At 45.5% G+C, this 13342-nt stretch carries 14 protein-coding genes; 7 read left to right on the top strand and 7 right to left on the bottom strand.

Annotation, left to right across the window (positions count from 1 at the left end; all coding sequences use genetic code 11):
• The first annotated feature begins 84 nt into the window (after positions 1–84).
• The 3 genes from AABA11_RS03240 (at position 85) to AABA11_RS03250 (ending at position 2915) form a co-directional block, all read left to right on the top strand.
• The gene (locus tag AABA11_RS03240; RefSeq protein ID WP_265729059.1) at positions 85–1437 is read left to right on the top strand and encodes a sigma-54 interaction domain-containing protein; all 1353 of its coding nucleotides are present in this window, start codon (positions 85–87) and stop codon (positions 1435–1437) included.
• Positions 1438–1573: 136 nt separating this feature from the next.
• Positions 1574–2110, top strand: a complete 537-nt coding sequence (locus tag AABA11_RS03245) for a YbhB/YbcL family Raf kinase inhibitor-like protein (RefSeq protein ID WP_338265327.1) — start codon at positions 1574–1576, stop codon at positions 2108–2110.
• A gap of 34 nt (positions 2111–2144) precedes the next feature.
• The gene (locus AABA11_RS03250) at positions 2145–2915 is read left to right on the top strand and encodes a helix-turn-helix transcriptional regulator (protein WP_265729057.1); all 771 of its coding nucleotides are present in this window, start codon (positions 2145–2147) and stop codon (positions 2913–2915) included.
• Between the two features lie 92 nt (positions 2916–3007).
• Here the strand turns inward: AABA11_RS03250 and AABA11_RS03255 are convergent, their stop codons facing one another.
• Complete coding sequence (locus AABA11_RS03255; RefSeq protein WP_265729056.1) at positions 3008–4630, bottom strand: methyl-accepting chemotaxis protein; 1623 nt, start codon at positions 4628–4630, stop codon at positions 3008–3010.
• 156 nt (positions 4631–4786) lie between these two features.
• On the opposite strand from AABA11_RS03255, the gene AABA11_RS03260 reads away from it, so the two are divergent.
• A complete protein-coding gene (locus AABA11_RS03260) occupies positions 4787–5620 on the top strand; it encodes an SDR family NAD(P)-dependent oxidoreductase (RefSeq protein ID WP_338265332.1) in 834 nt (277 codons plus the stop codon).
• Here the strand turns inward: AABA11_RS03260 and AABA11_RS03265 are convergent.
• Positions 5617–6633 carry an alpha/beta hydrolase gene (locus AABA11_RS03265; RefSeq protein WP_265729054.1) on the bottom strand — a complete coding sequence of 339 codons (1017 nt, stop codon included), beginning with the start codon at positions 6631–6633 and terminating at the stop codon, positions 5617–5619. The genes AABA11_RS03260 and AABA11_RS03265 overlap by 4 nt on opposite strands.
• A gap of 18 nt (positions 6634–6651) precedes the next feature.
• Entirely contained in the window at positions 6652–6939 is a 288-nt protein-coding gene (locus AABA11_RS03270) for an HlyU family transcriptional regulator (protein WP_265729053.1), read from the bottom strand.
• Between the two features lie 184 nt (positions 6940–7123).
• Between AABA11_RS03270 and AABA11_RS03275 the strand changes: the two genes are divergently transcribed.
• A complete protein-coding gene (locus AABA11_RS03275; protein ID WP_265729052.1) occupies positions 7124–7345 on the top strand; it encodes a VF530 family protein in 222 nt (73 codons plus the stop codon).
• Between the two features lie 53 nt (positions 7346–7398).
• Here AABA11_RS03275 and AABA11_RS03280 read toward each other — a convergent pair whose 3' ends face one another.
• The 3 genes from AABA11_RS03280 to AABA11_RS03290 all read right to left on the bottom strand — a co-directional run bounded on the left by AABA11_RS03280 (position 7399) and on the right by AABA11_RS03290 (position 9999).
• Positions 7399–8448: a GGDEF domain-containing protein gene (locus AABA11_RS03280; RefSeq protein ID WP_338265340.1), complete on the bottom strand. Its 1050-nt coding sequence runs from the start codon at positions 8446–8448 to the stop codon at positions 7399–7401.
• 79 nt (positions 8449–8527) lie between these two features.
• Positions 8528–9004: an NYN domain-containing protein gene (locus AABA11_RS03285; RefSeq protein WP_265729050.1), complete on the bottom strand. Its 477-nt coding sequence runs from the start codon at positions 9002–9004 to the stop codon at positions 8528–8530.
• Positions 9005–9069: 65 nt separating this feature from the next.
• A complete protein-coding gene (locus AABA11_RS03290) occupies positions 9070–9999 on the bottom strand; it encodes a hypothetical protein (RefSeq protein WP_338265342.1) in 930 nt (309 codons plus the stop codon).
• 191 nt (positions 10000–10190) lie between these two features.
• On the opposite strand from AABA11_RS03290, the gene AABA11_RS03295 reads away from it, so the two are divergent.
• Positions 10191–11504, top strand: coding sequence for a ribonuclease J (locus AABA11_RS03295; protein WP_338265344.1), 1314 nt, complete (start codon positions 10191–10193; stop codon positions 11502–11504).
• A gap of 41 nt (positions 11505–11545) precedes the next feature.
• On the opposite strand, the gene epmB is transcribed toward AABA11_RS03295, so the two are convergent.
• On the bottom strand, positions 11546–12556 hold the full coding sequence (epmB, locus tag AABA11_RS03300) for an EF-P beta-lysylation protein EpmB (RefSeq protein WP_420915710.1): 1011 nt from the start codon (positions 12554–12556) through the stop codon (positions 11546–11548).
• Between the two features lie 202 nt (positions 12557–12758).
• Here epmB and efp point away from each other — a divergent pair, with 202 nt between their 5' ends.
• Positions 12759–13334, top strand: a complete 576-nt coding sequence (gene efp, locus AABA11_RS03305; protein WP_265729045.1) for an elongation factor P — start codon at positions 12759–12761, stop codon at positions 13332–13334.
• The last annotated feature ends 8 nt before the right edge of the window (positions 13335–13342 follow it).

Raw genomic sequence — 13342 nt, forward strand, 5'->3', positions numbered from 1 at the left:
TTTTTTCTTTATTAATTAGATTTGACTAATGTAGTTTCTTTTGTCATATTTGGCGTAAATTTTTGACATTAATGGCATGGAATTATGAAGATCATTGCATCCGACACAGTGGCTACTCGCGGCTTTGCTAGTATGTTAGAGGGTTATGATTGCCCTGCTATTTTGGTGTCTACGGATTACCGTATTGTGGCGTTTAACCAGCATTATCGAGATCAATTTGGTGACATCGCGCTGGATAAGCCTGCTCGTTGCTTTGAAATATCGCACGGCTACACGGTACCTTGTGATGAAGCGGGAGAGGATTGCCCCTTGTCTGCCACTTTGCAGTCAGGGCGGAAAGAACGTGTTTTACACATTCACCAGACGCCGCGAGGAAAAGAACACGTCGATGTGGAAATGTTGCCGATTCATAATGAACAGGGCGAATTGTTGTTTTTTGTTGAGCTGCTGCGGCCGGTTTCGGTGGCCAGTGTGGAAGAAGGTAGCGCCAAATTGGTGGGGGCGAGTAAGGCCTTTAATCAGATGTTGGAAAAGATCACTCGCGTGAGCCACAGCGATGCTTCGGTCTTGTTGTTAGGCGAATCTGGTAGCGGTAAAGAGTTGGTAGCTCAGGCCGTTCACCAAGGCAGTGATCGCGCTAAAAATTCGTTGGTCACACTGGAGTGTGCTGGCCTGACGGATTCACTGTTTGAAAGCGAGCTGTTTGGTCATCTCAAAGGGTCGTTCACGGGGGCTCACAGTAACCGAACTGGGCTGGTGGAATTGGCCAATGGCGGTACGCTATTTTTAGATGAAATTGGTGATGTGCCGTTGTCGATGCAGGTAAAGTTGTTACGCCTAATTGAAACGGGTGCGTTTCGCCCTGTGGGGTCTTCGACGATCAAACACACCAACTTTCGGTTGATTTGCGCCACTCACAAAAACCTCGCGCAAATGGTGAAAGCAGGCGAGTTTCGCCAGGATTTGTATTATCGAATTAATGTATTCCCGATTTTTGTTCCTCCGTTGCGCGATCGTCAAGCGGATTTGCCTTTGTTGATTAGCACCTTGTTAAAACGCATCAGTGAGCGAAAAGAATACCACTTAACACACTCTGCGTTGCAGGCGTTACAACATTACCCTTTCCCCGGCAATATTCGAGAACTCAGTAATATCTTGAACCGAGCTGTGTTGTTAACTGACACCAATGTGATTGAGCGTGACACCATATTGGAGAGCCTAAATATCGATACGAGCATTCACCAACAAACGGATTTATCGCTCACGCTGGTGACGTATGGGCAAACCGCGGAAGGTGAAAAGGTTGCGTGGGTGGATTTAAAAACAGCAGAAAAGCGTTACTTGTCCGATCTCATGGCCGCACACGACAACAATAAGGAACAAGTGGCTGAGATTGCAGGGATCAGCTTGCGATCCTTGTATCGAAAACTGGAGTGATTTAGTTTTTTCATGAGGTAGAGCACAAAGTGTCAAAAAAATTAATTTAAGGTCTTAATAAGATACTTTTTGTCGAGTTCGAATGATCTTGAATCCTTACTATAACGACTCTAAAGATTAAAACAGTAAGGTGACAATGATGAATAAAGTAATTTTTATGACGGCAGCGTTAAGTGGCTTAGTCTCCATGAGCAGCAATGCATTTGAATTAACCAGCCAAGATATTCAAGAGGGTAAGAAAATACCGCAAGTGTTTGAGTTTGATGGTTTCGGTTGCTCAGGGGAGAATAAGTCGCCACAACTGCAGTGGGCAGATGCACCAAAAGGCACAAAGAGTTTTGCCCTTACCGCATACGACCCTGATGCGCCGTCAGGCAGTGGTTGGTGGCATTGGTCTGCGTTTAATATTCCAGCTTCTGTGTCGTCTTTGGCTCAAGGTGCTGACTTAACTAAGCTGGGTGCAACTGAGCTGAAGTCTGATTACGGTAGTGTGGGGTTTGGCGGTGTTTGTCCTCCTAAAGGCGATAATATGCACCGTTACCAGTTTACGGTTTGGGCATTGCCTGTCGAAAAGCTGGATCTAAATGCCGATGTTTCATCCGCGTTAGCGGGTTTTACCGTGCGCAGTATGGCCATCGGTAAGGCCGTGCTGGTCGCACCTTATCATCGTTAATCCATCATTTATTAGGGTTTAGGAGTGAGTAACAATGCGTCCTGCTTTTAAAGTCAGTCATGTGTATGGGGTACAAGCACAGCGATTGCGTAATGTGGCGATTCTTACTCCTAGCCTCTTTAAAATTCGTTCAGGGCGTAAACGTCTATTCTGGCAAGATGATGTGTTGGAATTTGATGCATCGACCTTGCTATTAACAAAAGCAGGGCAACAACTGACGTTTGAAAATGAGCCAACCAAAGCGCGATTTTTGTCAGTGCAGATGAGTTTTTTATTGTCACCTCCAGAAGCCATGATACAGCTAAGCATGGCAGTAGATGGTGAGTGGTCGCCGCGCTTTAAACCTAGCCGCGCTTTGATGGAGAGTCTTGATTTCTTAATGGGATTGGATATCGATGGATTGAGTGAGACGGCTCAAGCGTATTGGATTAATGGCTTTTATCAACAGATGGCCGAAGTCGGTAAATTGCATCTACTTTTTGATGGGCATTCTGTGCCCTTTGCGCAAAAAGTCACTGAACTCATGCAACAAGCGCCATGGCAGGATTATCAATTGGATCAAGTTGCGGCCCATTTCTCAATGAGTCGAGCTACCTTGATTCGTCGTTTGAAAGAAGAAAATACTCAGTTTAGAACCCTGTTAACCCGAGTGCGTATGAATCATGCAATCAGCTTGATGCAACAAGGTTACGATCAACAAATCGACATTGCGGTGCGTTGCGGCTACCAGTCTCAAGAACGCTTTAGTCAGCGCTTTTACAAGTCATTTGGAGTAACGCCAAGTCAATATATAAGGACGCTTTAGTTAAAATCATATTTACGTTTTTAACCGCAGCGAGCTTAAACGAAAAAGAGATGAGTGCTTAGCTCACCTCTTGTTACAGGATAGAAAGGCTCTCAAGCAAACTGGAACTGTTTGATTTTCTTACTTAGCTCGTCGGTCATTTTGGCGATCATGGTGCTGCCTTCGGACACTTGTTGAGAGTCTTCCAATACTTTTTCAGACACTTCACGAATGCCCATCAAGTTGTGATTGATCTCTTCGGCCACGGCGCCTTGCTGCTCTGCTGCGGAGGCGATTTGTAAGCTTCTTGCGGACACGTCATCGACTTGAATCAGCATGTTTTTGAGGTTTTCAGCGGCCACATGCATTCGGCCGGCACCGCGTTCCGCTTGTTCTGTGCTGGTGGCCATGGAAGTAGATGCTTCTTTTGATTGATGTTGTAGCTTTTCAATAATTGCGCGGATTTCGACGGTAGAGCCTTGAGTTCGGCTGGCCAGTGAGCGTACTTCGTCTGCAACTACCGCAAAGCCACGACCCAATTCACCTGCGCGAGCGGCTTCAATGGCGGCGTTGAGTGCGAGCAAATTGGTTTGTTCTGAAATATCGCCAATCACCCCCAGCACGGAATCGATATCGCCTGTTTGCTCTAGTAGTTTAATGATGACGTCGTTGGCTCCTTCAATGTGCGTGGTTAAGCTCTGAATGTCGATGTTGGTGGCATCAAGGTCTTGACTGCTTTGACGGGTAATGGTTTGAACCGTTTGAGTGGCGTCCGCCGTGTCTTTGGCATGTTGTGCAACGTCTTTAATAGAATAAGACATTTCATTCATGGCGGTGGCCAACAGTTCGACTTCTTGGAATTGGTGATCCATGCCTTTTTGGGTATTGAGGCTGTTGCCTTGCATTTGAACACACACGGCTTGCAACTCTGTGATGGCGTGGTCGACTTCGAGTAGCGTGTCGTTTAGGGAACTGGATACTCGATTGGCCGCATTGGCCAAGATGCCAATCTCATCAGCACGTTGCATATCGATGTGTTTGGTTAGGTTGCCATTAGAAATATGTTGTAGGTGTTCTGTTACGGTTTTTAATGGCTGCGTGATGTTGCGAACAATCAAAATGCTTCCAATCATGGCGAGCATTATCAATGACATTTCAATGATGGCTGATTGGGTAATCGACTTCCAGAATATGTCGGTGACACTGCTGTATAAAACTCCGCTGCCAATCACCCAGCCCCATGGTTGGTAGCCTTTAACATAGGATACTTTGTCTTCTGGTTGGCTTACTTGAGGGCCTTTGTAGGCGTATTCAACATAGCCTTCGCCTTGCTGTTTCACCACAGAGACCATATTTTTCCAATGAAATTGGCCTTTTGCATCCGTTGTATTAGACATGTCTTTGCCGGCATTTTGTGGTTTGAATGGGTGCATAAGGAGTTTGGTTTGCATGTCATTTACCCAGAAGTACCCGTCCTCGCCAAAGCGTAATGCAGATAAGGCGGCGAGTGCCGACTGTTTGGCGTTGTCTTCGCCGATCGTATCCGCTTGGTCTGCGTAGAAGGCAACCAGTGAGTAGGCGTTATCCACCTGTTCTTTGACTTGCAATTGACGGGCTTGTAATAACTCAGCGTACAGTTCGCGGTAGGTGGTTGCACTAAAGGTGACCAGTAAGGCGACTAAAACGATAATAAGCCCCCACAGTTTATGACTGACTTTAATTGAGCTGAGTTTCATGTGACATCCCTTTAACAGAAAATTGTGTGTGTTTTATAAGCAGGGATTATGGGCTGGAGTGGCTGTTTATATTGTGATCGAAATCAATAGAAAGGCACTTTGTGCGACATTTTGGTACCATCCAAAGCACGATGTTTTTTCTTCAAAGGAGCCGCTATGCAATATTCTATTCTCATTACAGGGTGTTCGTCGGGGATTGGTCTAGAGGCAGCCAAAATGCTTCAAGAGCGTGATTTTCTTGTCGTTGCCAGTTGTCGCCAACAAGAAGATGTTGAGGCGCTAAAAGCGCAGGGCATTAAGCATGTGGTGTGTTTGGATTTAGCGGATTCGGCTTCTATTTCACGAGGCCTTGAAGAAACGCTGGCAATGACTAATGGTCAGTTGTTTGCTTTGTTTAATAACGGTGCTTATGGCCAACCGGGGGCTGTGGAAGATTTGCCCGTTGACGCGTTACGAGCTCAGTTTGAATGCAATTTCTTTGGTACGCATGAGTTGACGACGAAAGTTTTGAAAATCATGCTGGCTCAAGGTTTTGGACGTATTGTTAATAACAGCTCTGTATTAGGGTTGGTCGCGGCGCCATTTCGTGGTGCTTACAACGCCAGTAAGTTTGCATTGGAAGGTTTAACGGACACCTTGCGCTTGGAGTTGTCTGATACGCCGATTAAGGTCAGCCTTATTGAGCCTGGTCCAATTGAAAGTCGTTTTCGTGCTAATGCTTTGCTTGCGCTACAAGACAATATTGATATGGAAAACAGTCGTCATCAAAAGGGTTATGCTGAAGCCATTACTCGCTTGAGTAAAGAGGGCGTCACCTCCTCGCAGACTCTGCCTGCCAGCGCGGTGGTTGAAAAGCTCATCCATGCTTTGGAATCCACTCGCCCAAGAGCACGGTATTATGTGACTCTGCCAACATACGCCGCAGTGATCATGAAGCGTGTATTACCAACGGTTTTGTTGGATTGGGTAATGCGACGTCAAGGCGCTTAAGTTAGCGCCTTTGTTTGCTCGTCTAACCAATCCGTCATGGCCGATAAATAGGCGTCACGCGCTGTCTGATGAGACAGATACAAATCATGGAACCCTTGTGCGATAGACACTTTGGTTAGGTTTCTGAATATTTTGTGGGCAGCGTCTTGCATGCTTTCTATGTCCAAAACACCGTCCCCTTGTTGGGTTTCTTCGATGGTTTCTTTGCCAATAGTGCTGATGTTCGAATGGCAAAGTAGGGTAGGAATCGTTAGGTGTTGTTTTACTAAATTGTGCTGCGCCGAAATGATCTCTCTAAGCCAATGAAAGGACAAATCAAACCCTTGAGCCGGTTTCCAATCTAATCGGTAGTCCCATTCGCCACCAAAAACACAATGCAAGGTTTTAGCGTAAAGGGTGATTTTTTTGGCGCGCATATACCAAAAGGGCAATAAAGACACGATGGCTCGTATTGGCCAGTTTATTCGGTTCAACACTGTGGGTGGGAAAGGCAAAGCCAGAAACGGGCTGTTCAACATCAAGCCAAGAATATTTGGAAAAGGCTTTTGGTAATGGCTTTCTCGTTCAGGTAAAGCATAGGGTTGCGCCAAATAGGTTGAGACGACCAGTCCCCCAGTGGAGTGTCCTAAAATGACAACATCGTTCACGCCGTCTTGTTTCATGGTGGCTAAAGCGATGTCTAAATCTTGCCCATATTGTTCTATGGATTCACACCAGTTTGGTGGCGTGGATGGGCGAATAGAGCGACCGTAGCCTTGAAGGTCTACTGCATAAAAACGGTAGCCAAGACGCACAAAATGTTCGGCTAATCCCGTTTGAAAAAAATAATCGGTGTAACCGTGTACATACAAGATGGCTTTTGTGCTGTCAGGGTTGCCAATATGATGAACTAGGGTGGTGCAAACTTGGGTTTTCGGGCCTGGAAATGCATAGGTGCGAGCTCGAAAATCGGCACCTAATAGGTCTTCACAATCATCTATTTGCTTCCAGTGTTGTCCTATCGGTGCGCTCATTGTGATCTTCTCGTTCAATTAATTGAAAATAGTGTCACCCAGTTGATCTATGGTGAGCTTGGCTTTACGAAGTGTGATTTCAATGCATTCATCACGGTTTGGCATTAAATCGGATCGAATGAAATTGTGCGTTTTGAGTTCGTCTCCTTCGCCTTTGGTGATGCTCGCCGCGACGCGATATTGGCCGCCGTCTTTCATTGGGGCTGGAATAATAGAAAAACCTTTGTATTCCACGGTGTCTTCTGCTTTTTCTGGTGCGCTTTCTGTGCCGGCAAATAGCCCTTTTAGGCTAGATAAAATACCCATGAGAGTTTTCTCCTAATGTTTTTGACTATTTTTCGGGGATTTGTCTTATTAGTCAAACATCATTGAATGATTTCTGTTCTTTCTGCGCAGAATTATTCTAGAAGTTGGATTATGTCTCAGGGTGGCAAGGGCTTTTACTGTATACTGCGAAAAATTATGAATGTACATAACAAGGTAAATAGAAATGAGTGGAACGCAAGTAAACAACCCTTTGCATGGGATAAAGCTGGAAAAAATTGTCACAGACCTAGTAGAGCATTATGGTTGGGAAGAGTTGTCGATTCGCATCAATATAAATTGCTTCAAGAGCGATCCGTCTGTTAAATCCAGCCTGAAATTTTTGCGAAAAACGCCTTGGGCGAGAGACAAGGTTGAGGCATTGTTTTTAGACACATTTGTCCATTAATAATGCAATGAGCCTGTATTGAATGGCGTTGCGTCGATTTACATCGTCTTGGTTTACATCGCTTCGCTAATGTTCATGGTGTCATGATGCACCAAATTACGTCCTTTGTTTTTCGCAGAGTATAGGTTTTTGTCAGCGACTTTGAAGAACTCTTTGAATGTTTGGCCTTTATTGAGTTGGGCGATGCCGATGCTCACTGTGATTTTTATGTTCTGCTGATGGTAGCGAAACACTGAGTTCTCAATGTTTCTTCGAATTGTTTCTGCAAAGCTAAAGGCTTGTTTGCCATCGTGTTTCTGCAAGACAATGAGAAATTCTTCTCCGCCGATCCGGTACACTTGGTCGTTGTCCGTGTAGTAGTGCAATAGCTCAGTGATTTCGATTAGAACCGAGTCTCCTACATCATGGCCAAATTCATCATTTACGCTTTTAAAATAATCAATATCGACAATCAATAAGTGCGTTTCTTGGGGCTCTCCCAAAAAAGGATCTATTGGTTTCTTATTAAATTCTTCAAAAAACAGCTTTAACGCATGACGGTTCTTTGCGCCCGTTAACGGGTCTTGGAACGCCATTTTTTGTAATGTGATGTCTCTTGTTGTGTATTGATTTTCGTATAAGTAGCAAATGACATACGACAAAAAGTACGCGAGCACAAAATTGATAACCGAGCGATAGCCGAGGTAATTTTCGGGGTCGGATTTTATAAATAAAATGGCGATGGCGGGTAAAGAGAGCGCAATGGTATAAAAAAGCCCTCGCTTAGAGCCGGTGAGAAGGCAGTACAGTGGTGGTAAAACAAGCAGCCAATAGGCCGATCCCGCTCTTAAATCCGCAGTATAAACGGCATACGAAATAGTAATGGTGAGAGAGGCGATTAAGATGTGGCTGTGCCAACTTTGCATTTTGCCCTGTTGAGCTTGGTGATAAAAATACAAATTAAGCAGACCAAACCCGCCTTCAACAAAACCCAAAGAGGGCTGATTGAGTGCCACAATATTTAACAAAGAGAAAAAAAGGACAATAATCGCCGTAGCGAGGCTCAGCCACTTATGCAAGGTTACTCTGGCGTCTATCAGTTGCGGGTTTTTGTGGCTTATCATTGGCTTTTTATTTGTCTGTGAAGTAAATATGAAAACATTGATTTTCACATTCTCTCTTAAAAATATAGCCAAGTTGTATTTATTTTAGTAACAATTTGTTATCGACGGGAAAGAAACTGTCCGCCGCATTGATTAATGATTGCGCAGTAAGGGATTCGACACCATATACCTCGACTTGGGTTTGATATTTCTCCCTCAATGTTTTGGCGAGAATATCGAAATCGCCGTCACCTGAAAGCAGCACAAGCACATCGCTGCCTTTACCGTATTCGATACCATCAATCGCAATACCCACATCCCAGTCGCCCTTTGCTGAACCGTCCGAGCGCTGAATAAAAGGCTTTAATTTCACTTCCAGGCCAATGGCACGAAGGATATTTTGGAATTGTCGTTGTTTTTCATCGCCTCTGTCGATGGCATACGCAATGGCTTTGATCACATTACGGCCTTCCGTCGCTTGTTTCCAAAAGGTGTTGTAATCAAATGAACGGCCGAACGCTTGTCTGGTGGTGTAATAGACATTTTGAACATCTACCAAAATAGTCACATTTTTCATGCCTTTCCTAGTCATCTTCTGAAAAAACACCACGGTACAAGCATTCGTAATGAAAAGAAATGGCGTTAATCGTTTGCGATGCGCATTGTTGTGTCTTGGTATAGGGAACCTTCGTTCGATAATAAGGTCAATTTTTTTAGACTTATTGCTGGAGAGGGAGACATGGACAGTGACAATTGATTTGGGTTATTCAAAAACGTCAGTACTGTTTTAGCAATGTGATCCGCTTCGCTTGAATCCGCGGGTGCTAGCCCAAATGCTTGGCTTGCGAACTTTAACCCAGTTAGGTGACTGTTCTGTGAATCTTGAGACATTGTCGAGTGCGGGAACAAGTGGGTGAATAATCCCGTGTCTTGGTATTGAACGTTTAACGAATTTAACTCAATGGTGTCCCCATAAATTATGGCTAACGCTTCAGGTTGACCCAGTGCGAGTGAGGCAAGTATGTCGGCTCGTAAATCGGCCATGTCGATCGCCTGATCCAGCAGATTAATGTGTGAAGCCACGGTCAGTTTGCCAAGGTCTTTGATGTCGAGCTTGAATTGGGACGTTACTGATTCACCATCAACGTTGGATGAAAAAGACCCTTTGCCTAGCAATGTGTCTATTCCAGCGGCACGCATTAAGCGACCCGTATCACGGGACAGGCTATTGATTGGGCTTTCTTGAATCCAAAAGTCCACACTCAGGTTAGGGTAGTTGATTAAATAGTTGTTGAGTGAAATTCGAGCAAAACGCAACCAAGGTGCGCTTTGATCGCCAACAATGACGTTTTCTAGAGAAGGCGTCAGAGTGAATGGGTCGAGGTGAATGTTTTCGTAGTGCACAAACGGGGCGAGGCCGGACCGTTCCAATTGTTCTTTGATTTTTTGCTCGGCGTAGTCTCCGCCAAACCGTTGCACAAGGTAGATCATTAAAATGGCCAAACAAGATAATAAAATGAAGTAGCTGACGGCTTTACCAAGTAAGGCCTGAAATTTGTTTGTCGTGATCACGGCTTGATTCCAAGACTAATAAAACGGGGAATAAAAAGAAGAAAAGGCCTTTTGCCTCTCTATTTTCAGTGTAAGCTGGGATATTAACGGAAAATGCGTACCATAGACACAATACGGCAGAGGTTACTGCTGATCATCACAAGGAGTGGGTTATTTCATCTTTGATTCCCTCGCAAGAGGATTTATGGTTTTTGCCTCTCGGTGGCACTGGCGAAATTGGCATGAACATGAACTTGTATGGCCACGATGGCCAGTGGTTGATGGTGGATTGCGGCGTTTCTTTTAATGAGCCATTAACGCCTGATGACCTGCGTACGTCCGAGATTGTCTGCGCTGATCCACGTTTTATTAGTGAGCAAAAAGAGCGTTTGGCTGGCATCGTTATTACTCATGCTCATGAAGATCATGTGGGCGCATTGCCATTTTTGTGGCGACGTTTTAAATGCCCTGTCTATACCACGGCGTTTACCGCCGAAGTGCTGCGTCGTAAGTTGGTTCAGGTCGGCTTAACCGATCAAGTGCCTATTATCGAAGTAAAAGAAAACGAAACCAAAAAAATCGGTGTGTTTAATGTCAAATGGTTGGAATTGACGCACTCGGTTCCAGAACCGTATGCGATGACCATCGACACGCCGGCAGGGCGAATTTTTCATACCGGCGATTGGAAAATCGATAAAAAACCCATCTTAGGTGATGGTTTTTCTCCTGCCGCCTTTCAAGCGTTAGCCAAAGAAAACATTCTCGCCATGGTGTGTGATTCCACCAATGCATTAAAAGAGGGTTTTTCGCCGTCTGAAAGCGACTGTTATCAGGGCTTATTAACCACCATTGAAGCCGAAAAAAATCGTGTTGTTGTCGGCTGTTTCAGCAGCAATGTTGCACGCCTAATTGCATTGGGACAGGTGGCAAAAGAAACCGGTCGTTATCTTGCTTTGATCGGACGATCGCTTACCAACATGGTCAGTGCGGCTCGAGTAACTGGGCATTGGCCTGATGATTTGCCGGTTATTGATGCCGCACATCTTGGTTACTTACCAAGAGAAGAAGTGCTGGCGGTGGTGACGGGAAGCCAAGGCGAACCAAGGGCGACCTTGAACCGACTCGCCGCAGACAATTGCTTTGATCTAAGTCTGGAAGCCGATGATTTGGTGATTTTCAGTTCCATGCGAATTCCGGGCAATGAGCAAGCCATCGACAGATTGGTCGAGCAATTTAAAGGTCGAAAAATCCGCACCTTGCAAGCTCATGACACCGATTTAACCATTCATGTGAGTGGTCATCCCTGCCGTGAAGAACTCAAGCAGCTTTATACTTGGGTTCAGCCTCAACTGGCCATTCCCGTTCATGGCGAACCTCAGCATTTAGATGCTCACGCTGAAGTGGCGAAACTCAGTCATGTGCCAGATCAATTAATTGGTCGAAATGGCGACTTATACCAGCTGGCGCCGAACGTGAGCATTCGACGTCAGCAAGTAAAAGTGGGGCGGATTGCACTGCTTAGGTAAAGACAGTGAATAAAGTACATTCTTACTAAAGTTTATTCGTTCTAAAAAGTCGGAGCGAAGACACTTTTCGCAGGCTTGCCAGGGATTTCCTTGGCTAGCCTTGGCACTAAATACCCTGGTAATTCCGCAGCCACTTTTCCCATCAAGCGTTGAGCATCTTCGATAGAAATATCAAAATGCGCCGCGCCGTCTACCGGATCTAAAGTGAACATGTAGTACGGCAAAATGCCGGCATCGAAAACGGCCTCGCTCAAGTTGACTTGGGCTTCTACCGAGTCGTTAACGCCTTTCAATAGTACCCCTTGGTTAAGCAAGGTGACGCCTGCTTTTTTGAGCTTGTAGGCTGCCTGAGCAAGCTCTTCATCCATTTCATTGGCATGATTAATGTGCCACACCATGACGATGTCGAGGCGACTGGCTGTGATCCACGTTAGCATGTCGTCGCAAACACGATCAGGGATAACAACAGGCAAACGTGAATGAATGCGTAGGCGTTTAATTTGCGGCAAGGCCTCCAGTTTATGGAGCTTATCGGCGAGCAAGCTGTCTTTCATCATCAAAGGGTCGCCACCGCTCAAGATCACTTCGTTGACGTCTGGGTGGGCTTTTAGATAGTCGATTACCGATTCCCACTCGGCTTGCGCCAGTTGATTTTCGCCATAAGGAAAATGACGACGGAAGCAATAGCGACAATTTACCGCGCAAGTGCCTGTGGTGATCACCAATAAACGGCGTTTGTATTTATGTACGATGGCTTTTTGCGGATTGTGGTCAGCTTCTTCTAACGGGTCTTTTGTGTAGCCTACGACTTTCTGCATTTCTGAGAGGCTGGGTAAAACTTGCAACAGCAGCGGATCGTTTGGATTGCCATATTCAATGCGAGACAAATAAGGGCGCGGCACCAACAATTTGAAGCTCTGATGCGCTTCTGCGCCTTGTTGAGCGAGACTTTTTGGCAAGCCTAAATGCTCAACCAGTTCGGGTAACGAGGTGATGGCCTGCGACAGGTGTTGCGACCAGCTTACATTGTTCTTAGTTTGAATAGGGATCACGTCAAATATCTGCAAAATTGTGTTCATTTGGGTTATGATTGCGCCAACTTATTTTGGCCTACTTGGCCGATGGCTCTCAGAGATCTTTGCAAACGCTCTTTTCTACTGTGTATCAGGAAGTGAAAAAGAGTTTGCAGAGATCTTGGGACTGACATGATACGCCAGTCAGAGCCTTTTCTCTAAAAATATACTGTGAGGATGTATGGCTAATATTTCTACCAGCGATATGCGCAGCGGCGCGAAAGTAATGGTTGACGGTGATCCATGTTCGATTATCGATAACGAACATGTTAAACCAGGTAAAGGCCAAGCCTTTAACCGCATTAAGCTACGTAACCTACGTTCTGGACGAGTGTGGGAGCGTACTTTTAAATCGGGCGATACGCTTGAATCTGCTGACGTAATGGACACCGACATGGAGTACTTGTACACCGACGGTGAATTCTGGCACTTCATGGCTGTGGATGGTTCTTTTGAACAACACGCAGCGGATGAAACGGCCGTTGGCGACACGATTAAGTGGCTAAAAGAGCAAGAAAAATACGTTGTAACATTATACAACGGCGCGCCATTGGCGGTTGCAGCCCCTAACTTCATTGAACTTGAAGTAAAAGAAACCGATCCAGGTGTAAAAGGCGATACGGCGAACGGCGGCTCTAAGCCTGCTTTCTTGGTAACGGGTGCTATGGTTCGTGTACCACTGTTTATTAATATCGGCGAAGTGCTGCGTGTTGATACTCGTACTGGCGAATACGTTTCTCGCGCAACAGGTAAATAATTCCTGAG

This window comes from Marinomonas pontica (assembly GCF_036322735.1).
In the GTDB taxonomy this organism is placed as follows: domain Bacteria; phylum Pseudomonadota; class Gammaproteobacteria; order Pseudomonadales; family Marinomonadaceae; genus Marinomonas; species Marinomonas pontica.